This is a genomic window from Bacillus sp. NPDC094106 (assembly GCF_044764345.1).
In the GTDB taxonomy this organism is placed as follows: Bacteria; Bacillota; Bacilli; order Bacillales; family Bacillaceae_G; genus Bacillus_A.
In genome coordinates this window covers 22,174-44,069 of record NZ_JBIWHY010000019.1, presented here as the reverse complement: position 1 = coordinate 44,069, position 21,896 = coordinate 22,174, and the positions used below count along the sequence as shown (strand labels likewise).

Annotated in this window: 16 protein-coding genes and 1 pseudogene; 11 read left to right on the top strand and 6 right to left on the bottom strand. The window is 35.5% G+C overall.

Annotation, left to right across the window (positions count from 1 at the left end; genetic code table 11):
• The first annotated feature begins 142 nt into the window (after nucleotides 1-142).
• Nucleotides 143-2,542, top strand: a complete 2,400-nt coding sequence (gene inhA2, locus ACIQ7L_RS22795) for a M6 family metalloprotease immune inhibitor InhA2 (protein WP_400571875.1) — start codon at nucleotides 143-145, stop codon at nucleotides 2,540-2,542.
• Nucleotides 2,543-2,691: 149 nt separating this feature from the next.
• Here the strand turns inward: inhA2 and ACIQ7L_RS22790 are convergent, their stop codons facing one another.
• A complete protein-coding gene (locus tag ACIQ7L_RS22790) occupies nucleotides 2,692-3,846 on the bottom strand; it encodes an MFS transporter (RefSeq protein WP_400571873.1) in 1,155 nt (384 codons plus the stop codon).
• A gap of 225 nt (nucleotides 3,847-4,071) precedes the next feature.
• On the opposite strand from ACIQ7L_RS22790, the gene bdhA reads away from it, so the two are divergent.
• The 3 genes from bdhA (at nucleotide 4,072) to ACIQ7L_RS22775 (ending at nucleotide 6,753) form a co-directional block, all read left to right on the top strand.
• A complete protein-coding gene (bdhA, locus tag ACIQ7L_RS22785; protein ID WP_400571871.1) occupies nucleotides 4,072-5,124 on the top strand; it encodes a (R,R)-butanediol dehydrogenase in 1,053 nt (350 codons plus the stop codon).
• 310 nt (nucleotides 5,125-5,434) lie between these two features.
• Nucleotides 5,435-6,286 carry a phospholipase CerA gene (cerA, locus tag ACIQ7L_RS22780; protein WP_400571869.1) on the top strand — a complete coding sequence of 284 codons (852 nt, stop codon included), beginning with the start codon at nucleotides 5,435-5,437 and terminating at the stop codon, nucleotides 6,284-6,286.
• 263 nt (nucleotides 6,287-6,549) lie between these two features.
• Complete coding sequence (locus ACIQ7L_RS22775) at nucleotides 6,550-6,753, top strand: hypothetical protein (RefSeq protein ID WP_400571867.1); 204 nt, start codon at nucleotides 6,550-6,552, stop codon at nucleotides 6,751-6,753.
• A gap of 132 nt (nucleotides 6,754-6,885) precedes the next feature.
• On the opposite strand, the pseudogene ACIQ7L_RS22770 reads toward ACIQ7L_RS22775, so the two are convergent.
• Nucleotides 6,886-7,422: pseudogene (locus ACIQ7L_RS22770) on the bottom strand (methyl-accepting chemotaxis protein); the annotation flags it as partial.
• A gap of 631 nt (nucleotides 7,423-8,053) precedes the next feature.
• Between ACIQ7L_RS22770 and ACIQ7L_RS22765 the strand changes: the two are divergent.
• From ACIQ7L_RS22765 to ACIQ7L_RS22745, 5 genes are all read left to right on the top strand, one after another.
• On the top strand, nucleotides 8,054-9,277 hold the full coding sequence (locus ACIQ7L_RS22765) for a 3D domain-containing protein (RefSeq protein WP_400571865.1): 1,224 nt from the start codon (nucleotides 8,054-8,056) through the stop codon (nucleotides 9,275-9,277).
• A gap of 111 nt (nucleotides 9,278-9,388) precedes the next feature.
• Complete coding sequence (locus tag ACIQ7L_RS22760) at nucleotides 9,389-9,607, top strand: helix-turn-helix transcriptional regulator (protein WP_141523267.1); 219 nt, start codon at nucleotides 9,389-9,391, stop codon at nucleotides 9,605-9,607.
• Nucleotides 9,600-10,073, top strand: a complete 474-nt coding sequence (locus ACIQ7L_RS22755) for a DUF2178 domain-containing protein (RefSeq protein WP_400571863.1) — start codon at nucleotides 9,600-9,602, stop codon at nucleotides 10,071-10,073. Before ACIQ7L_RS22760 ends, ACIQ7L_RS22755 begins: the two co-directional genes overlap by 8 nt.
• A gap of 404 nt (nucleotides 10,074-10,477) precedes the next feature.
• Nucleotides 10,478-11,593: an RNA-guided endonuclease InsQ/TnpB family protein gene (locus ACIQ7L_RS22750; RefSeq protein WP_400571861.1), complete on the top strand. Its 1,116-nt coding sequence runs from the start codon at nucleotides 10,478-10,480 to the stop codon at nucleotides 11,591-11,593.
• 536 nt (nucleotides 11,594-12,129) lie between these two features.
• On the top strand, nucleotides 12,130-12,765 hold the full coding sequence (locus ACIQ7L_RS22745) for a class A sortase (RefSeq protein WP_400571859.1): 636 nt from the start codon (nucleotides 12,130-12,132) through the stop codon (nucleotides 12,763-12,765).
• A 57-nt stretch (nucleotides 12,766-12,822) separates the two neighbouring features.
• Here the strand turns inward: ACIQ7L_RS22745 and ACIQ7L_RS22740 are convergent, their stop codons facing one another.
• Nucleotides 12,823-14,208, bottom strand: coding sequence for a peptide MFS transporter (locus tag ACIQ7L_RS22740; protein WP_400571857.1), 1,386 nt, complete (start codon nucleotides 14,206-14,208; stop codon nucleotides 12,823-12,825).
• Between the two features lie 442 nt (nucleotides 14,209-14,650).
• On the opposite strand from ACIQ7L_RS22740, the gene brnQ1 reads away from it, so the two are divergent.
• Entirely contained in the window at nucleotides 14,651-15,952 is a 1,302-nt protein-coding gene (gene brnQ1 / locus ACIQ7L_RS22735; RefSeq protein ID WP_400571855.1) for a branched-chain amino acid transport system II carrier protein BrnQ1, read from the top strand.
• 16 nt (nucleotides 15,953-15,968) lie between these two features.
• Here the strand turns inward: brnQ1 and ACIQ7L_RS22730 are convergent, their stop codons facing one another.
• The gene (locus tag ACIQ7L_RS22730) at nucleotides 15,969-16,538 is read right to left on the bottom strand and encodes a DUF3916 domain-containing protein (RefSeq protein WP_400571853.1); all 570 of its coding nucleotides are present in this window, start codon (nucleotides 16,536-16,538) and stop codon (nucleotides 15,969-15,971) included.
• Between the two features lie 201 nt (nucleotides 16,539-16,739).
• Here ACIQ7L_RS22730 and ACIQ7L_RS22725 point away from each other — a divergent pair, with 201 nt between their 5' ends.
• Entirely contained in the window at nucleotides 16,740-18,482 is a 1,743-nt protein-coding gene (locus tag ACIQ7L_RS22725; RefSeq protein ID WP_400571851.1) for a DUF2339 domain-containing protein, read from the top strand.
• A 33-nt stretch (nucleotides 18,483-18,515) separates the two neighbouring features.
• Here ACIQ7L_RS22725 and ACIQ7L_RS22720 read toward each other — a convergent pair whose 3' ends face one another.
• Both ACIQ7L_RS22720 and ACIQ7L_RS22715 read right to left on the bottom strand, forming a co-directional pair.
• Entirely contained in the window at nucleotides 18,516-20,069 is a 1,554-nt protein-coding gene (locus ACIQ7L_RS22720) for a DNA-binding protein (RefSeq protein ID WP_400571849.1), read from the bottom strand.
• Nucleotides 20,070-20,250: 181 nt separating this feature from the next.
• Nucleotides 20,251-21,642, bottom strand: coding sequence for an amino acid permease (locus ACIQ7L_RS22715; protein WP_400571847.1), 1,392 nt, complete (start codon nucleotides 21,640-21,642; stop codon nucleotides 20,251-20,253).
• Nucleotides 21,643-21,896 lie beyond the last annotated feature (254 nt).

The window sequence follows — 21,896 nt, the reverse complement described above, 5'->3', positions numbered from 1 at the left end:
TGGAGGATATGATTCTATAAAGGGATACTCATCATTTATAGAATCATGTCTTTTTTCATAACAAGGGAGGATAGAACTCATATACGTTATTAATTATCTGAATTTTTAGATTTAAAAAGAGGGGATAAGGGAGGAACTAGTAATGAAAAGAAAAACACCATTTAAAGTGTTATCGTCTTTAGCAATTACAACAATGCTTGGTTGCACATTTGTATTTGGTGCATCATCAACTTATGCGGAAACACCTTCTCAATCAAAAGGGGAAATCTCAACGCCCCAAATTGATAATAATTTAATTCAAGAAGACCGCTTAGCAGAAGCTTTGAAAGAAAGGGGAACGATTGATCCGTCAGCATCCAAAGAAGAGACAAAAAAAGCTGTGGAACAATATATTGAGAAAAAGAAAGGGGATCAACTAAACAAAGAAATTCTTCCTGGTGATCCTGCTAAAGAAGCATCTGATTTTGTGAAAAAAGTAAAAGAAACAAAAATGGAAGAAAAGGAAAAAGTAAAGAAACCTGTAAAAAACGTTAACGCGGAGCAAACACCAGCACTAAATAAAAAGCAGCTAAATGAGAAAGTCCCAACTTTCCCGGCGAAGCAAGCTCCATATAAAGGAGCTATACGTACAGATAAAGTACTTGTACTACTCGTAGAGTTTAGTGATTATAAACATAATAACATTGAGCAGACACCAGGCTATATGTATTCGAAAGATTTTAGTAGAGAACATTATCAAAACATGTTATTTGGTAATGAACCATTTACGTTATTTGATGGTTCAAAAGTAAAAACATTTAAACAATATTATGAAGAGCAGTCCGGCGGGAGTTACACGACAGATGGATATGTAACAGAATGGCTAACTGTTCCAGGAAAAGCTGCCGATTACGGGGCTGATGGTAGTAGCGGTCATGATAATAAAGGACCAAAAGGGCCACGTGATTTAGTAAAGGAAGCATTAAAAGCAGCCGCTGAGAAAGGAATAGATTTATCTCAATTTGATCAGTTTGATCGCTATGATACAAATGGGAATGGGAATACAAATGAACCAGATGGTGTAATCGATCATTTAATGGTGATTCATGCTGGTGTTGGTCAAGAAGCTGGTGGTGGTAAATTAGGTGATGATGCAATTTGGTCACATCGCTCTAAATTAGCGAAAGATCCTGTCGCAATTGAAGGAACCAAATCAAAGGTTTCCTATTGGGATGGAAAAGTAGCTGCACATGATTACACGATTGAACCTGAAGATGGTGCAGTTGGCGTATTTGCTCATGAATTTGGTCATGATCTTGGATTGCCAGATGAGTATGATACAAACTATACAGGAACTGGATCGCCTGTTGAAGCATGGTCATTAATGAGTGGTGGTAGCTGGACAGGAAAAATCGCGGGAACAGAACCAACAAGTTTTTCACCACAAAATAAAGATTTCTTACAAAAAAACATGGGTGGAAATTGGGCGAAGATTGTAGAAGTAGATTACGATAAAATAAAACGTGGCGTAGGTTTCCCTACATATATTGATCAAAGTGTTACCAAATCAAATCGTCCAGGCCTTGTACGTGTAAATTTACCTGGGAAAAGTATTGAAACAATTAAACCGGAATTTGGAAAGCACGCATATTATAGTACAAGAGGCGATGATATCCATACAACATTAGAAACGCCATTATTTGATTTAACAAAGGCAGCTAATGCAAAATTTGATTACAAAGCAAATTATGAACTTGAAGCAAATTGTGATTTTATTGAAGTGCATGCTGTGACAGAAGATGGGACAAAAACATTGATTGATAAACTAGGAGATAAGGTAGTAAAAGGGGACCAAGATACAACAGAGGGGAAATGGATTGATAAATCATATGATTTAAGCCAATTTAAAGGGAAGAAAGTGAAGTTGCAATTTGATTATATTACAGATCCGGCCTTAACGTATAAAGGTTTTGCAATGGATAATGTGAATGTAACAGTTGATGGGAAAATCGTATTCTCAGATGATGCGGAAGGACAAGAAAAAATGAATTTAAAAGGTTTTGTTGTTTCTGATGGAACAGAAAAGAAACCACATTATTATTACTTAGAATGGAGAAACTACGCTGGTTCAGATATGGGATTAAAAGCAAGTAAAGGCCCAGTGTATAATACAGGTCTTGTTGTTTGGTATGCGGATGATAGTTTTAAAGATAATTGGGTTGGTGAACATCCTGGTGAAGGATTCCTTGGTGTTGTTGATTCCCATCCAGAAGCAGTTGTAGGAAATTTAAGTGGAAAACCAGTATACGGAAACACAGGTTTACAAATTGCAGATGCTGCATTTTCATTTGATCAAACACCAGCTTGGAATGTAAATTCATTAACACGCGGGCAATTTAACTATCCTGGTTTACAAGGTGTGACAACATTCGATGATTCTAAAGTATACAGCAATAGTCAAATTCCTGATGCGGGACGCAAAGTTCCACAATTAGGACTTAAATTCCAAGTTGTTGGACAAGCAGATGATAAATCGGCAGGAGCTGTTTGGATTCATCGTTAATAGATTAGTAAAATAGAAAAAGCACGCACTTGATATCAAGTGCGTGCTTTTTCTATGTGTAATTTATCAAACTATGCAAGGAAAAGAAATATTTCCGAGGAAATTGTCGAAGTCTCGTCGGTATTCTAATAAAAAAACAACGATGGAATTTAACCCATCATTGTCTTTTTTACTTTTCCTCTAACATAAATCATTCCAGCGAAGGTTAGTAAGAATGCTGTTCCGATTACAAAACTTGCGCTAGGTGATGCACCGATTGCTCCAATTGTAAATGAGCCAGCGACTACTCCTAATGAGAAGAATGCATAAAATAATCCAAATGCTTTCCCGCGGTTATTTTCTGTTGTATTTTCAACAAGTAAAGCGTTAATAGAAGGGAAGAGGATAGCGAACCCAATTCCGTAAATCATCATGACGATAAAAATCATACCTTTTGTTGTAAATAGACCGAGTAGTGATAGTGCAAATGCCATGATCGCGATACCAATTAGCATCATTTTCGAACGGTTAAAGCGATCGAAAATACGATTTGTCGGCAATAAGAAGAAGAGGATTGCTGTAAGCCCGAAGACACTCATCATCATGCCTGTTGTAGATGATTTGAGTGCAAGTGCTTCCACTTTCATTGGTAGCATATATGTGACAATTCCTTGTGAAAACATTAATGTAAATGCGCCAAGGTACGCTTGTAATAATGGTTCGGATTTTAATAGACCCATCATATCTTCTGTATTCATCATTTGTGTACGTGATGTATCTGTTCTTGTTATATGATTTGGTAATAAGAACAAGGATACGACTGTACCAATTACCATTAAAACTGAGATTGTAATAAATACCCATTGTATCCCTGCGGTTGCTTTCATAATGCCGCTGAAAGCGGGACCGACGATTGCAGCTGTTCCGACAGCTGCACCAGATAGTGCCATTGCCTTTCCTTGTTTTGCTGACTTTGTCTGTTTAGATAGGAATGTAAAGGCAGCGGGAATTAAGAAACCATCACTAAATCCGTGAAGAAAACGAACGATAAGTAATTGTTCGCCACTTTGGACAACGGTATATAGTAAGACTATGAAACTTGTAATTCCCATACTTATATAAAGTACTCTTTTTGCCCCAAATTTATCAACAGATATACCGGCAATAATATTACCAATCATATTAGCAAATGAGTACATGCCCACAACAAGTCCAATAATAAGAGGCGTTCCTCCAAGGCTTTGTGCGTAAGTACTCATAATAGGCAATTGTGAAAATGTATCTAAAAACGCTACGATAACAATAAAATAAATAAAATATTTCAAGCGACATTCACCTCTCCTATGCTATTATGGCATAATGCGAATTTCACCTGCAATGAAATTGAATTAACAGATGTGGAAAAAAGTATAAAGTGACAAAATAACGAACAATAATTGTTAAAAAATGGTGAAATATGGATTTATTTTTTGAAATATATGGATAAAGGTACTATAATAGATTTGTAAACTTCACCAGGTTAAGTATATACGTAGAGAGGGATGTATAAAATGAAAGCATTACTTTGGCATAATCAACGTGATGTACGAGTAGAGGAAATTCCAGAACCAACTGTACGACCAGGGGCAGTGAAAATCAAAATTAAATGGTGTGGTATCTGTGGAACAGATTTACATGAATATTTAGCAGGACCTATTTTTATTCCAACAGAAGAACATCCACTAACACATGTGAAAGCACCTGTTATTTTAGGTCATGAGTTTAGTGGTGAAGTGGTTGAAATTGGTGAAGGAGTTACATCTCATAAAGTAGGGGACCGCGTTGTTGTAGAACCTATTTATTCTTGTGGTAAATGTGAAGCTTGTAAACATGGCCATTATAATGTTTGTGAACAACTTGTTTTCCACGGTCTTGGTGGAGACGGCGGTGGTTTCTCTGAATATACTGTAGTACCAGAAAATATGGTTCACCATATTCCAGATGAAATGACTTATGAACAAGGCGCACTTGTAGAACCAGCAGCAGTTGCAGTTCATGCAGTACGCCAAAGTAAATTAAAAGAAGGTGAAGCTGTAGCTGTATTTGGCTGTGGACCAATTGGACTTCTTGTAATCCAAGCGGCAAAAGCAGCAGGAGCAAATCCTATTATTGCAGTTGAACTTTCTAAAGAACGTCAAGAGTTAGCGAAATTAGCAGGTGCTGATTACGTATTAAATCCAGCAACACAAGATGTACTAGCAGAAATTCGTAATGTAACAAATGGTTTAGGTGTAAACGTTAGCTTTGAAGTAACAGGGGTTGAAGTTGTACTTCGTCAAGCAATTGAAAGTACAAGTTTTGAAGGACAAACTGTTATTGTCAGCGTATGGGAAAAAGACGCGACAATTACTCCAAATAACTTAGTATTAAAAGAAAAAGAAGTGATTGGTATCCTTGGATATCGCCACATCTTCCCAGCTGTTATTAAATTAATTAGCTCTGGTCAAATTCAAGCAGAGAAATTAATTACGAAAAAGATTACAGTAGATCAAGTTGTAGAAGAAGGATTTGAAGCACTTGTAAAAGATAAAACACAAGTGAAAATTCTTGTTTCACCTAAATAATATATAGAGAAAAAAGTAGCCTTTTTCTAGAAAAAGTGTAAAAAGCAATCAGAGTAAGCGTCTGATTGCTTTTATTTTTTTACAATATTTTAGAGATTCATTTGCATGATATTAACAATCGTTTATTACAATGGAAGAGTATTTTATTATTCATTATATATAGTTATAATGATATGAAGATTCGCATATTTCAATTTATTAATAGAATTTTCTTGAAAGGTGGGATATTCTAATCATAGGTTAACCAAATGACATTATAGGATCCTAACTACATATTTTCATAACTTAACTTAGAAAGGGAGGATTTCACATGAAAAAGAAAGTACTTGCTTTAGCAGCCGCAATTACATTAGTAGCACCGTTACAAAATGTAGCATTTGCTCATGAAAATGACGGAGGGCATGGAGTTGGAGTTATTCCGCGCTGGTCTGCTGAGGATAGACATAAAGAGGGAGTAAACTCTCATTTATGGATTGTAAATCGTGGAATTGACATTATGTCTCATAATACAACAGTCGTTAAACAAGATGAAGTTGCATTATTAAATGAATGGCGCACAGATTTAGAGAATGGTATTTATTCTGCTGATTATGAAAATCCTTATTATGATAATAGTACATTTGCTTCTCATTTCTATGATCCTGATAATGGAACAACATATATTCCGTTTGCAAAACAAGCGAAGGAAACTGGAGCAAAATATTTTAAACTTGCTGGTGAGTCTTATCAAAATAAAGATATGAAACAAGCATTCTTCTATTTAGGATTATCTCTTCATTATTTAGGAGATGTGAATCAACCAATGCATGCAGCAAACTTTACAAATCTTTCTTATCCACAAGGTTTCCATTCCAAATATGAAAATTTCGTGGATACAATAAAAGATAATTACAAAGTGAATGATGGAAATGGATATTGGAATTGGAAAGGTGCAAATCCTGAAGATTGGATCCATGCATCAGCAGTAGCTGCAAAGCAAGATTTCCCTAGCATTGTAAATGATAATACGAAAGATTGGTTCGTAAGAGCAGCCGTATCGCAAGACTATGCAGATAAATGGCGCGCTGAGGTTACGCCAATGACAGGTAAGCGTTTAATGGAAGCGCAGCGTGTAACTGCTGGATATATTCAGCTTTGGTTTGACACGTATGTAAATCGTTAAATATCACGATAAAGGAGCTGTCTCATAAGTCGATTTTTTGACTATGTGACGCTCTTTTTTTGTCGCGCATTGTCGAAACGTCGATATATTCAGAGTTGTGTTCGATATATTTCATTTTCCATCGATATATTTTGAAGAAAATTCGTTTTCCGTTATAACTTTAAAAATACTTGTTAACAAATATTAAATTATATTGAATTAATTTCATATTAAATTTAATATAAAGATAATAGGATAACACGAGTAGAGAGAAGGTACAAGGGATGCAATATGAATTGTTTTCTGTAAGCGGGAATCATATTATGACTTTTGAAAGCACCTGGCGTTTTCAAGAAGGAGAACAAATTTTTCTTCACGATGATACAACAAAAAGAAATTTTATTATTATTCGTGTAACACATGATGTATTTCGAACAAACACACATGTTATTCGCTTATATTGTCAAGAAAAGAAAGTATATGAATGAGAAGAGAGCTTCCTGCTGTATATGAACAGTAAGAGGCTTTTCTTTTTATCACGTAAAAGCCCGATTGGTGAGAGCTAATAATCAATCAGTGGGGGATGAAGAAAATCCCCTACCAAAAAGTAGGGGATTTTATCATTGCTTTGTTGCAGCAATTTCTTGTATGCTTTCTGATAATTGTACATCGACTTTTTCAGCATCATCAATATGTTTCATGATAGTAGTATTTAATTTTTGGAACATTTGTTGTGTATGTGTAAATTCACGTAATATATCGTCATTGCAAAGTTTTTGAGTTTCAATCGCTTTAATGACATTTGTAGCACCAGTCTGCAATGTTTGAACCATGATTAATATATTTTCAATTCTAGAGTTAGTATCAGCACTCATTTCTACACCTTCGTCAACTAAGTGTAAATTATCTTTTGTATTGTCATATGCCTTTTCAATTTCTTCTTGAATTTTTTTCGTTAAATTCCCTATGTTTTTAGTACTTTCCGCTGTGCTTTCGGCCAATTTACGTACTTCATTTGCAACAACGGCAAACCCTTTCCCATGTTCACCAGCACGAGCAGCTTCAATACTTGCATTTAGTGCTAATAAGTTTGTTTGGGCAGCGATGTTCTGAATAACTTCAACGATTTGTTCAATTTCTTTAGAGCGTTCACTTAAATGATTCATACTATTAGAAGTACGTTGTGACTGTTCACCTAATTTGTTAATTACGATTAATAAACGATGGACAGATTCTTTTCCTTCATTGGAACATGCTACGATCTCTTCGATAGATTGAATAAGGTCTTGTTCTTTTTGCAGCATTTCATTATTTAATTCATTCGAGTTCGTTGTACTTGTAGAAACATTTTGAAAGCATGCGCTTAATTGTTGGATTAAGTTTTGAAGTGTGTGATGTTGGCTATTTACATGCTCATGTTCTTGAACAACATTTTGTACACGATTATGTATGGAAGAAATGGTTTCTTGTTGTTCAATGTCTTTTTGCTTTAATTGTGTTTCTAACTCGTGTATTCGGTCTTCCAATTGGCTAATTTTATTTTGCAATGATTTTGTTTGTGTAAACATGTTATCCGCTCCAACCGCCTTTGAATTTTTATTTTCTCTATATTTGGATTTTAGCATCTTTTATAAATTATAAATATAGGAATTGTTAAATATTTAAGAATCTATTACGTTTTTTTTTATAATTTTCTTTTATTTCCATGAAAAATAAACAGTATTTAATGAGTTTGTAAACAAACTGTAAAATAAATCATGTATAACTGTATAAGAAGGGAGTCGGATTATGAACTATTTTAAGCGAATCAGTAGCCTAGTATTAGCAGGAATTATCGTTCTTTCTAGTACAGTCGCTGTAAAAGCTGAGTCAAACGACGAGAAACTGAACAACATGCAACAGCAATTGCAGCAGAATAACAATGATATTCAAAAGAAAGAACAAGAGAAGCAAGCTGTTAATAAAGAAATTCAAGGAATTGAAAGTGAATTACATAATTTAAATGATACAATTACAAAAAATAAAGAAGATCAAACTGCTCTTCAGAAGAAAATTGATGAAACACATAAGCAGATTGAGCAAAAAAAGCAAGAGATTATCGTTTTAGAAGATAAAGTGCTTGCTCGTAAAGATATTATGAAAAAACGTATGGTTTCTGTTCAAAATACTTCAAATACAAGTTTAGTAATGGAAGTTGTTGTAGATTCAAAGAACTTTGCTGATTTCCTACAACGTATGACTGCAGTATCTACAATCCTAGATGCAGATAAAGAAATCTTACGATTGCAAGAACAAGACCTTCGTCAAATTGAAGAAGATAAGAAAGCAATTGACGAAAAAGAAGCGTCTTTAGTAGGAGATAAACAAAAATTAGCGAAAGCACAAGCTGATTTACAAGAAAACCTGAAAAAACGCCAAGAAAATTTACAATTGGTTCAAGCGAAGTACAATGAAATTGCAAGTCAAATCAATTTAGCTGCACAAGAAAAGGCAAAAATTGAATCAGATATGAAAGCAGTACAAGACACGATTGCTCGTGAGCAAGAAGCTGCAAGATTAGCAGCGGAAGCACGTGCAAAAGCAGAAGCAGACGCAAAAGCTGAGAGAGAGGCTCTAGCAAAAGCACAAGCTGCTAAACCAGCAGCACCAGCTCCTAAGCAAGCTGATGATAAGCCAGCACCGAATCCACAACCAGCTAAAGGTGGTCGTGAAATTTATGTAACGGCAACTGCTTATACAGCTGATCCGTCTGAAAATGGTGGTAAAGCTGGAGATCGAGTTTATTCTAGACAGGGGCATGATTTAACTGCAAACCCTGGTATGAAGTTAATTGCCGTTGATCCAAGTGTTATCCCGCTAGGATCCCGTGTATATGTTGACGGATACGGTGAAGCAATTGCAGGAGATACTGGTGGAGCTATTAAAGGTCATAAAATCGATGTGTTAATGCCAAATGCAGCTGCATCTAGTATTTGGGGTGTAAGAAGCGTTAAAGTTACAATTTTAAATTAAACCAAAACCAACTTTACATGCAGTAAAGTTGGTTTTTTTATACGTATAATGTTAAGTTGAGTATACATTTTGTAAAGTTTAGCATACAATGAAAAGTAAGAGGTGGTAAAATTGACCATTTGCAATAGAGTGAAGGAGCTAAGAGCTCGCTTTAACTTTACGCAAAGCGTATTGGCTGAAAAGGTTGGTGTCACACGGCAGACCATTGCGGCGATTGAAAAGGGCGATTACGTTCCATCATTGTTGTTGGCATTAACGATTTGTGATGTGTTTGAGTTAAAGATGGAGGATGTATTTGTTTTAAATAAGGAGGGGAAAGAAAATGAATAGAATTGCTTTTTCTTATGTAGTGAATGTATTGTATGTTGGATTAGCTTGTTGGATGTTTATTGAACTTTATTATGCTGTTATGGAACTTGCAAATATTATTCAAAATAAGAGAGTGCCATTTGAAGTATCAATAAACATAATACCGTTCTTATTAATGGTGACTGTAGCTGTTGTATCAACTGTTTTCTATAAAATTCAAAAGAAAAAATATAAGTCTCTATCCTTTTGGATGTATCCTTTATTATTCCCGCAAGAAGATGAGCGTGAGAAAGTAATTACTGAGAAGGCATGTCGTACAACATTTATTTCATTGTTGTATGTATTACCTTGTGCGATTGGATTCTTGACCTTTTCTCCTATAGTGAACCTATATATCCCAGAATATCCACTATATATCTTATTTTTTATTCTCTTTATTCAAATGACAGTGTTTCATGTGTCTTTGTATCGAAATAAAATTGCTTAAAGGTGTGTTATGCACATCTTTTTTATCCTGCTATTTGCGGGCAGTAATACGCCTATTCTCACCTCAAAGTTCAGTGAAAGTAAAGAAAGTTAGGTGGGAGGGAAATTGCCAGTAGAAGCCTGATTAGTGAGGGCTAATAATCAGTGGAGATGAAGACCTACCACTGATTAAAGTTTCACTTCATCTAAAATCGGCAAGGATACCCCTACTTCAATCGTGTGCAGGGCGTAGCCCAACGATAAGTGGGGGAGGAATTGCCGTCAGATACGGTATGGTACGTTAAAAATCGTAAGATTTTGTACCATATTAAGTATCTGAAACTTCCACCTTTCCTCCTCCTATTCAGATTATTTATTTTCACTAAAATTTTGTTATAATATATTTAGTGAAAGGCGGTGAGGATAATGTCTACAATTACTGCGAAAATACAAATCTACGTTTCTGGCAATCAAGCTGAAAGCCTAAAGATAACAACTAACGCTTATCGTAAGGCTTGTAATTGGTTATCAAAACATATCTTTGAAACAAAAAATCTAAATCAAGTAAACTTGAATAACTTGTATTATTCTAATTTGCGAAATCAGTTTGGACTAAAAAGTCAAATGGCTCAATCTGTTATGAAAACAGTGATTGCTCGATACAAGTCAGCTAAATCAAATGGACATGAATGGTCTTTAATTGAATTTAAACTTCCAGAATATGACCTTGTTTGGAATCGTGACTACTCACTAACTCAAAGCCAATTTAGTGTAAATACACTTGATGGTCGTCTTAGGTTGAATTATGAACGCAAAGCTATGAAAAAATACTTTAACAATACTTGGAAGTTTGGTACTGCTAAACTTGTGCACAAACATAAAAAATGGTTCTTACACATTCCAATGACAAAAGAATTTACTGAATTAGATTATGTAGATGTAAAAAATATTGTCGGTATTGATTTAGGAATCAACTTTCTTGCTACCACTTATGATAGTCAGGGTAAAACTACTTTCTACAACGGAAATGTTGTTAAGCATAAGCGTGGTAAGTTTAAAGCTACTCGTAAACAGTTGCAAATGAGGCAAACACCGTCTGCACGTAAAAAACTAAAACAAATTGGTTCAAGAGAAAACCGTTATGTAACTGATGTAAACCATCAAATTACAAAGGCACTCGTTGATAAATACCCTAGAGGTACTATGTTTGTTTTAGAGGACTTAACAGGTGTTCGTTCCGCAACTGAAAAAGTACGAGTGAAAGACCGCTATGTTTCTGTCTCTTGGACTTTCTACCAGTTCCGTCAGATGCTGGAATATAAAGCGGAAATGAACGGACAGAAGGTAATTGTCGTAGACCCAAAATATACTTCTCAAACCTGCCCTAAATGTGGGCATATCGAGAAAGCAAATCGTAATAAGAAATTACACACATTCTGTTGTAAAAACTGCCAATACAAGTCAAACGATGACCGTATTGGTGCTATGAATCTACACCGTAAAGGAATTGAACGTATTGGTGTAGTTACTACAGGAGTATAGCTCTTGTAGTAAGGGCGAAGTCAACCGTCCTTATGTTCCACCACACTAAGGTAGGAGAGCGTTGCTCGTTCGCACTACTGGGTAGGAATAAGCGTAGTTGCTCTCTATGAGGGTAGAAGCACTGTCGAACTCTGACAGACGCAAGCCCCCACTTCAAACGACCCGTAAGGGTGTTAAGTGGCGGGTTGTTGACGATAGTATTTACTAGTGTGAGAATGATGTACTGGAAAACTTTCTGTGTTTATATAAATCCATTTTAATTTTTCGACATCTAAATCCCTGCTATGCAGAATAAAAAGTGACCTACACTCATTTGCTCTTTCTGTTTTCACTTCGCATGTGGCAGAAAAAGGCCCTGACCGCTTCTATGCATGGCCAGATGCTCTCTCCCACCTAAAAAGAGGGGGTTTATGTCGTTTTTTTAATTGATGTATATATAGTGGGAGGTTTTATTTTTGTCTTATGCTTGTACATATGCCAATCTTAATTTATGATTTTATATAGGAGTAAGACTATGTAAGGGAAAGGGATTAAGTATGAACAAGCAAAGAATTTATACGATACTAGCAATCCTTCTATTTATTGTAGGTGGAGTATTAATTGGTAAGCCATTTTACGATGGGTATAAGGCAGAGAAGAAGCAAACAGCGAATGTACAGGATGTTCAGAAAATGAAATATGAAAAGCATGAAACAAAATTTGTAGATGCTTCTAAAATCGATCAACCCAATTTATCAGAAGTAGCGAATGCATCATTAGATAAAAACCAAGTAATTGGACGTATTGAGATTCCGAGTCTTTCATTGAAGCTTCCTGTTTTAAAAGCTTCCACTGAGAAGAATTTATTGTCAGGAGCAACAACTGTAAAAGAGAAGCAAGAAATGGGAAAAGGGAACTATGCGCTAGCAGGCCATAACATGTCAAAAAAAGGTGTTTTGTTTAGTGATCTATCATCATTAAAAAAGAACGATAAAATTTATTTATATGATAATGAAAATGAATACGAGTATGCTGTTACAAGTGTATCAGAAGTTACACCTGATAAGTGGGACGTGGTAGAAGATCACGGGAAAACAGAAGTGACACTTATTACATGTGTATCTGTATCAGATAATTCAAAGCGCTTTGTTGTTTCTGGTGATCTTGTACAGACGAAAAAATTAAATAAATAAAAGGCGGTAACAATCCGCAAATACAAAAACGATGAGGGGAGACCCCCTCATCGTTTTTTAATCCATCCATTTTACTAATTTTTTAGAGATCAATAATAACACGCATCCTAGAACAATGGCTACAGCTCCAATGACAGTAAATACTTCTGAATATCCAAGTGAAGTTGTAAAGCTTGCAAGTTGACCACCTAAAATATTAGCAATTCCAGAACTTGCTAACCAAACCCCCATAAGTAAAGAAGCGAATTTTACTGGTGCTAGGGAACTAACCATAGATAGTCCAACGGGTGATAAGAATAGTTCACCTAACGTATGGAAAAGGTACGTAAAGACAATAAAGAGCAGGTTTGCTTTTTCTGTAATATTGTGCTCGTCACTACCTGTTTTTAATGTAGCGATAACAAGAACCATATAACCAATTCCAAGTAAAATCATACCGAGTCCCATTTTGGTTGGGATTTTTAAATCGCCGCGCTTTCTAGTCGCGAGTTTTGCCCATAATGCTGAAATAACTGGGGCAAGTAAAATAATGAATAATGGATTGACTGACTGGAACCAAGATGTCGGAATTTCCCATCCAAATACTGAACGATCGACAAATTTGTTTGTATATAATGTTAATGAACTACCAGCTTGTTCAAAACCAGCCCAGAAGAAGACAACGAAGCAAGTTAGAATCACGATAACTGCTGTATGTTGTTTTTCTTTTTTTGTCAGTGGTGTATTTCCAGCTGTTTGTTTACCAGAAGATGTTTGTAAATCTCTAGTTGGTTTTTTACCGATATCACCAAGGAAACGGTTAGATAATGTTGTAAATAAGATTTGTCCCACGATCATACCGATGGAAGCCGCTAAGAAACCATAACGGAAACCGTAATGAACAACACCATCTATCGTTGTTTTAAATAAATTTTCTGATAAAAATCCGCAAACGAGTGGAGCTAAAAATGAACCTACGTTAATGCCCATATAGAAAATTGTAAATGCACTATCACGTTTTGGATCATGTTCTTCATATAATTCTCCGACAAGTGTAGAAATATTTGGCTTGAAGAACCCATTACCGATAATAATAAGCGCTAATCCGAGGTATAGGCCGACTTGGTTTTGCCAAGCAAACAGTGTAAGGTTACCGATTGCCATTGTTACACCACCCATAGTGATGGCTAGGCGTTTACCTAGAAAACGGTCTGTTAAGAATCCCCCAATCAATGGAGTGAAATAGCATGCTCCAGTATAAAATCCGTAGATGGAAAGTGCCCATCCTGGACTAAACCCAAGACCACCGCTTACTAAAGCTGTTGTTAAGTATAGTGTTAATAATCCTCGTAATCCATAGTAACTAAATCGTTCCCACATTTCTGTAAAGAAGAGTAAATATAAACCTGGAGGATGTTTCTTGCCCTTTTGTTGTTTTTTCTCAAGTTGTATCGCTGATTCCATATAAGTTTCCTCCTGACACAAACGAAAACAAAGTTAATAGTTTTGTATGTTTAATAGTTTACTTTATTAACTATTAGAAGTCAATAAAGGCCGATTTTTCGGAATAAATTGGAAAACAGGCGAGATATAGAATGGGAGTTTCTTTTGTGGTAGACTATGGACTATGTTTGCTCTATAAATCCGTTTTAATTGTTCGACATCTAAATCCTTGTTATGCAGAAGAAAAAGTAACCTACACTCGTTTGCTCTTTCTGTTTTTACTTCGCATGTGACAGGAACAGGACCTGACCGCTTTTATGCATGGCCAGATGCTCTCTCCCACCTAAAAAGAGGGGATTTTATGTCGGTTTTTTAATTGGTGTATATATAGATCACAATTCATGACGTATTTTTTAAGTTGGAAAGGATTCTACTTTATTTGAAAGTAGAGAAGGAGAAAGAAATGAAATTGTTACAGAAAAAAGAAATTTTGCTTATTAGTCTAATGTTATTCTCCATGTTCTTTGGTGCTGGAAATCTTATATTTCCACCTTTTCTTGGATATGAAGCAGGAGAACATGTATGGATTGCATTGCTAGGCTTTATCATATCAGCAACAGGTCTTCCGATATTGGGTGTCATGGCAATTGCTAAAGCGGGGAGCTTTCAAGTTCTAGCAAGCCGGGTTCATCCCTCTTTTGCGATCATTTTTCCCTGTTTCGTGTATGTGTTTATCGGTCCTGGCCTTGGGATACCGCGTGCAGGGAGCTTAGCTTTTGAAATGGGGCCAGGTCAGTTGTTTCCAGCAGCAGGTAGTATAACCCTGCTGCTTTACACTGTGGTCTTCTTTAGTATTGTATATTGGTTAAGCCTATCGCCATCGAAATTGATGGGACTGTTTGGAAAGGTGTTAACGCCTTTATTATTATGTATGATTGCTCTTATTTTTATAAAAAGTATGTTTACAACGGTCGGAGATGTGAAAGCACCAGTAGGAAATTATGGACAAGCTCCTATGTTTCAAGGGTTCCTAGATGGCTATTTAACGATGGATGCGTTAGCAGCCTTAATTTTCGGGATTGTTATTTCGAATGCCTTACGTGCAAAAGGTGTGCAAGATGAAAAGGGCGTAGCGAAATATATGAGTATGGCTGGTATTGGCGCTGGTCTCTTGTTGTCTATTATTTATATCATTCTTGGGTATGTCGGATCAGTAAGTGGCTCGCTTGGAGAATTTGATAATGGGGCAAAAGTATTAGCACAAGTTATGACTACATTATTTGGACAAGGCGGTGTGGCATTATTAGGAATTATTTTTACAGTTGCCTGTTTATGTGTCTCCATTGGGCTTGTTATATCTTGTAGTCAGTTTTTTGCAGATGTATTTCCGAAAGTTTCTTATAAGGTCTGGGCTCTCATAGTAAGTGTTGTTAGTATGGTTTTAGCTAACTTAGGATTAACACAAATTTTAAAAGTATCAGTTCCGATTCTTGGATTTATATATCCAATTGCTTTAACGCTTATTATTTTAGGATTGTGTCATAAACATATCAGCCGGTATGTATATATATATCCGATAACGATTGGGATAGTAGCGGTATTTAGTGGGATAGATATTTTAAATCGTAACGTATTAATGGGAAAGTGGACACCTTTATTAGAACATATTCCTTTTTATACAGAAGGAGTAGGATGGTTAGTTCCGGCGATTGTAAGTGGATGTCTTGGAGTGGTTGTAAGTATTTGTGTAAAGAAAAAAAATTAGACGAAAAAGGTGTTTTCTATAAATGGAAAACACCTTTTTCGTCTAATTCACCAATAAACCATATTTCTTTGTCATTGTCATTAGAATCAGTAAACAGTTCTCTATATCCTTTTACTTGTAATTCTTTAGGGATATGCAAGCTGAATTCTTTTTCAATATCGCGTTCTTGTGGTAATGAAACCCACTGTGACCCTTCCTGGTATCTGCCTAGAAAGCCTTCAAAAAATCGTTCTATCCCTTGTTTACTAAATACAATTAAGATATTAGAAGCGTGTAAATTAGGAAAAGAGACAACAAAATAAATACGATATTCTTTTTCGGTTATAGTTTTTATATGGATTAAATGCTCTACTCGATTGATTGCTGTCTGTAAATAAAATCGCCTAATCGAGTTTGATTTACGTTTTGCATCTATATAAGAAGGATTGAAGGGAAGATGAGTAGACCAGCAACCTAAAGCAGATTGTTCGTTAGCATTTGGTAAAGAGCTTGTATGCATAGTAGTATATTTCAGGAAATTTCGGAATGCGCGCCTTAGACCACGGGTTTTCTTTTTTGAGACATTATTCCAAATCGATTGTTTCAAAGCAACACCTCATAAACAATATTTTTAATTCCATTTTGCAGTTTTGATGAAAAATAGAAAGAGAAATGCTATTTGTTACTATAATAGCAAAAACTAGGGAATGTCAGGAAAAAATTCTTAAAAAATGAATAGACTAAGAGTATGATATAAGTAATTGGTAATATATAGTTGTTATAAAAAGGTTGGTTAGGGGGGAAGCGAATGAAGCAAGATTTGAATAAAAAAATAGAAGCGCTTGAAACCGCAATTGAAACGATGCAAGAGGCGCTTTATGAATTGAAGGAACAGCAAAGGGCAGTAGAGGAAGAAAAAGTTGAGCGAGCAAGAGAGCTGAACAAACCAGAGCCTATTGAAAAGAAAGCAGAAGGCAGTATCCCTAAAACAAATGTACGACAAGAAGATGTAGTCGTTCGTCAAGAAAGTATAGGGGAACCAGAAGTAAAACAGGTAGATATATCTGCATTTAAGCCGGAGCCATTTGATCTTATAAAGTTTTGCCAAATATGGTTGCCGCGTATTTTCGTAGGTATTATGTTATTTGGAGTAATTTGGTTATTTAAAGCAGGAGTAGATGCCGGATTGTTGACTCCAGCAATTCGTATTGTATTTGGCGTAGTATTATCAGTAGGATTATATTATATAGGTGATATACAAATAAAGCAGGAACGACAAGCGCTAGGGTTAGTATTAGCCGGGGGAAGCATTACAGGAATTGTCTTAACGACGTTTGCTGCACATTATTTATATCAATTTCTTCCTGCAAGCATCGCGTTCATACTCAATATTATATGGGTTATTCTTGGTATTTATCTTGCTAGAAGATATAAATCAGAGTATCTTGCTATATTTGTAGCAGTAGGAGCTTTCTTTGTTCCATTTTTATTAAATAGCACAACACCTAATTCTTACATTTTCTTTGGATATGAAACGATATTAACGATTAGTCTGTTATGGTATGCACTGAAGAATCGTTACAAGTATTTATATATGGTATCTTATAGTGTTTCTGTACTTGTAACGCTTATTTTCTTTGCGATTATGTCGATGTTATTAGGACATTTGCAAGTACAATTAACAATGGTTTATGGACTGATTCATATGACACTTTTTTGGCATATGTTTATGGATAGGGAATTTATATATCAGCCTCGAATTGCGATATTTAGTGCGAGTGCAGTTCTCTTTATCATCGCAATTTCTAAAATTCCAGACTTTACAACATGGGGGCTGCTAATTAGTGCAATGATACATGGTGGTATGTTTGTAGCGGAATATAGGAAGAGCAAGAAATCTCTATTTACAGATCTTCTATTTGGTGTCGCAATGGGATCGTTTAGTTTAGCGATTCTATATGAATGCAGTTTAGTAAATGCTGCAATTGTATTAATGTTGCAAGGATTCCTTGGTATTGTTACTTCTGTTAAAGGAAAGCAAGAAATCAAATTATATACAAGTGCTGTAGTTTATGCGATTGGTATGATACAGACAGTTGTAAGTCCATTTACGACATTTATTTCAGCGGCTTTTGTTGCACATCTTATTTTAATTGGAACATTTTATTATGGAATGCTGAAAACAAAGCACATGCTGAAGCATTGCGGGAAGCATATTAATTCTATTACGCTATATGGATTTATGATACTCGTATTTATTACGATTACTAGAGTTGGTGAAATTCTTTTTGCGAATGGAAGTATAATTAGTGTGTCTGTATCATTATTGTGGATGGTATATGCGTTGTTTGCAGTTTGGTTTGGACGAAATAGGAAAATGGATGAAGTATTATATGCCGGTTTAGTTGTGTTAGTCGTAACGGTAGGGAAATTATTTTTCCTTGATTTACCAGAAGTATCAATGATGATTCGAGCGGTACTGTTTTTAATTGTTGGCGGATTAGGAATTGTTATCTCGAGAATGTTCTTTTCAAAGGAAAAAGAGAAGTAGAAAAGAGCAATCCAATGTGGATTGCTCTTTTTTTTACTTTTTATTAATCGTAACAGTTTCGTTATATTTTGCTGTTGTATTTTGACGAAGGCGCAGTGTTGCTTGCCCACTTGTGTTTGGTACCAATTGTACATTTACGATTTTTTCAGCAAAACCTAGGCTATTTGTTGTGAATGAAAAGGCATTGCTATATCCGAAAGTGGATGGCCAAGTACCGTTTTCATTTTGAACTTTCGCAACTTGCGTTCCACCAGTTGTGAAAATTCCTAAAGAATAATTGTTATATGTTGTATTAGGTAATAAATTATTTACTTGAATTTTCATTTGAAATATTTCGTTATTTGGTAGGATACTAGGATGCATAATAGTATAATCCTGGGCAGGTATCGTACCATTACCATTATATCCGTATGAACCAGGTTTAAATGTATTTGTATTAAACCATTGGTAGCCTTGATTTGGAGCGCTCCAAGGTTCTGGTTGTGGTTCAGTTGATAAATTGGGTTGCTCAAATGTTTGTAAAGGTGTTGGTGCATCAAGCTGTAAGCCGCTTACTTGATCTAAACTTGTATACGTTTCTTGCTTAGACAGCCAATTTACGATGTTTTCTAACAGAACAGCATCATTTTCTTCTTTATATCCATCATATGTTTTCTTGGACTGCCCTGTATCTTCACGAACATATTTTGGAGATGCATCTTCAACAGGAGAAGAATCACCAATGAAGGCTGCCTTTCCAAGTCCGACTTTGGCAATTGCAGCATAAGGGCCTTCTGCAATACCACCACCATTATAAACACCACTATCAACAGCATTATTCCACTTTGGTGGATTTTCTGGAAGGTACACGATTCCTTTCGCTAATTTAGGATTCGTAATAGAAAGGGTAGAACCAGCATGCATCGCTACGGATGAAACGCCTGTTGTAATGCCAAATGATTGTTCAGGCGATACAATGTTTTGTGCAGAAATATCACCTAGTGCATTATAGCGGAAGTGAATACCAAAGTTTTGTGATAACCAATCAGAACTCTCTACTCCTTGCATTGCTGGAGAGTTTGCTTCTTCATTAGACATCCCTTTTGCAGGATTGTCCCATGCCCCGCGTCTATATCCATTAAAAACTTCTGAAGAATCCCAGCGGTTTTTATTACGGTCTGCATTATAATGATCTGCAATAAAGAAGATGCTGCCACCATTTTTAACATATTGTAGCATAGCGTCTTGCTCAGATTTTTTATAAGGAATATTTGCTTCAGGAACGATAAATACATTATAATCTTTTAAATTTTCATATGTAATCGGTGTAGATTGGCGAAGCTCTTTTACAAAATAGCCGTTTTGGGCAATTCCGTTTCCAAAATCAGAAAAACCACCATCAATGACCCAATCAGCTGTTCCTGCTGTTTGACCATGTGTGTTATCAAATAATACTTTCTTTCCACTGTTTTGATTAACAACTTTTGCAGCAATTTCAGGAGCTGGATCTACCGAGCTTTCAGCGAAAGCGGATGGAATATAAGCGCTTCCTATACTGAGTGTAATCGCGGTTGCCAAAGAAAACGTAAGCCATTTTTTGTTCTTCATAGAAGAATCCCCCTAATAATAAATATATTTGCTTTAATAATGTAATTGATTTTTCTGTAAAAAGAAAGGCGGAAAATATAAAATATATTAAAATATTGTAAAAATAACGTAGATTTTGTTGAGAAATATTTGTGTGAAAAATAAAAACTCCCTTCCTTGTAATAAGGAAGGGAGCACGTACTTAACTAATTTTTGCATTAGGTACTTTATCTATCTTATGGAACCCTTTCATATAATACACGACGACTAATGCAATTAACCAAATTGGACCAACAATTAATGCAATTCGTGTATCTTCTGAATATGCCATTATACCTAACACAAGCGCAAGGAAACCAAGTGAAAAATAAGAACTTAATGGATATAAAGGCATTTTATATGATAATTTTTGTTTGGTTTGTGATGATAAGCCTTTGCGGAAACGAATTTGAGTAACTAATATAATGCCCCATGTCCAAATTGCCCCGAATGTTGAAATACTTGTAAGCCATGTAAATACTTTTGCTGGAACAAGATAGTTTAAAATAACACCAACGAGCAGAACGAAAGCGGTTGCTAAAATACCGTTACTTGGAATGCCATTTTTATTTAAACGCCCGAATCTTTCGGGTGCCTGCTTTTGTTCTGCTAGCGTAAACAGCATGCGTCCTGTACTAAATAATCCGCCATTACAAGAAGAAAGAGCTGCTGTTAAGACAACAAAGTTAATAATACCAGCTGCCTTTGCGATACCAATTTGTTGAAATGTTAATACAAACGGGCTTCCTTTATCACCAAGTTCATTCCATGGGTAAATTGCCATCATAACGAATAAAGCTCCAACGTAGAACAGTAAAATACGCCAAAATACGTTATCAATTGCTTTTGCAAGTGTCTTTTTTGGATTTTGTGCTTCACCAGCTGTAACACCGATGAGTTCTACACCTAAATAAGCAAATAAAACCATTTGTAAGGAAAGAAGTAAACCAGAAAAACCATTTGGGAACCATCCGCCATGTGACCAAAGGTTTGAAATTCCAGTAGCGATGCCATCATTTCCAAATCCGAATAGAATAATGCCTGTCCCAATTAATATCATACAGATTATTGTGACAATTTTGATTAAAGCAAACCAAAACTCAAGTTCCCCAAACACTTTTACAGATAAAAAGTTAAAGGCACTCATTAATAGAAGAGCCAGTAATGCCCAAATCCAGCGCGGGATATCTGGAAACCAAAATTCCATATAGATTCCAGCCGCAGTAATTTCGGCCATACAAGTAACGACCCATAAAAACCAGTAATTCCAGCCAGTGATATAACCAGCCAGTGGTCCTAAATAATCATGTGCATATTTACTAAAAGAACCAGCAACAGGCTGTTCAATTGCCATTTCTCCGAGAGCACGCATAATGAAGAAAATAACAAGTCCAGCAATCATGTAACCTAGCAAAATGGAAGGTCCAGCTAGTTTAATAGCAGAAGCCGATCCTAAAAACAATCCAACTCCAATAGCTGATCCAAGAGACATCAAGGTAATGTGCCGCTGTTTTAAACCTCGATTTAAATTTTCAGATTTGTTTGTGTGCTGCATAAGAAGCCCCCTTGTAGAATGAGAAAATTAAATGTATTTTTATGATGTTTAACTATTTTAAATTATAAAACATTTTACTCTGTTATGCTACAAAAACAATTGAATCTACCTGTACTATATCTATATTTGTCAGATTTAAACTTAAAATTCGAACTATTATTGAATATATTGACTCTTCTTTTTATTGATTGGTAAGATTAAGTATTACATTTTCTCGCATAATAGTAAGAAAAAGAATGTGTGAGAATAATTTA

Coding starts and splice junctions, on each gene's coding strand:
- ACIQ7L_RS22740 (WP_400571857.1), bottom strand. CDS start 14,208: ATGGAATCAGCGATACAACTTGAGAAAAAACAACAAAAGGGCAAGAAA.
- ACIQ7L_RS22725 (WP_400571851.1), top strand. CDS start 16,740: ATGAAGCAAGATTTGAATAAAAAAATAGAAGCGCTTGAAACCGCAATT.
- ACIQ7L_RS22715 (WP_400571847.1), bottom strand. CDS start 21,642: ATGCAGCACACAAACAAATCTGAAAATTTAAATCGAGGTTTAAAACAG.
- ACIQ7L_RS22765 (WP_400571865.1), top strand. CDS start 8,054: ATGAACTATTTTAAGCGAATCAGTAGCCTAGTATTAGCAGGAATTATC.
- ACIQ7L_RS22745 (WP_400571859.1), top strand. CDS start 12,130: ATGAACAAGCAAAGAATTTATACGATACTAGCAATCCTTCTATTTATT.
- ACIQ7L_RS22750 (WP_400571861.1), top strand. CDS start 10,478: ATGTCTACAATTACTGCGAAAATACAAATCTACGTTTCTGGCAATCAA.
- inhA2 (WP_400571875.1), top strand. CDS start 143: ATGAAAAGAAAAACACCATTTAAAGTGTTATCGTCTTTAGCAATTACA.
- bdhA (WP_400571871.1), top strand. CDS start 4,072: ATGAAAGCATTACTTTGGCATAATCAACGTGATGTACGAGTAGAGGAA.
- cerA (WP_400571869.1), top strand. CDS start 5,435: ATGAAAAAGAAAGTACTTGCTTTAGCAGCCGCAATTACATTAGTAGCA.
- ACIQ7L_RS22775 (WP_400571867.1), top strand. CDS start 6,550: ATGCAATATGAATTGTTTTCTGTAAGCGGGAATCATATTATGACTTTT.
- ACIQ7L_RS22720 (WP_400571849.1), bottom strand. CDS start 20,069: ATGAAGAACAAAAAATGGCTTACGTTTTCTTTGGCAACCGCGATTACA.
- ACIQ7L_RS22755 (WP_400571863.1), top strand. CDS start 9,600: ATGAATAGAATTGCTTTTTCTTATGTAGTGAATGTATTGTATGTTGGA.
- brnQ1 (WP_400571855.1), top strand. CDS start 14,651: ATGAAATTGTTACAGAAAAAAGAAATTTTGCTTATTAGTCTAATGTTA.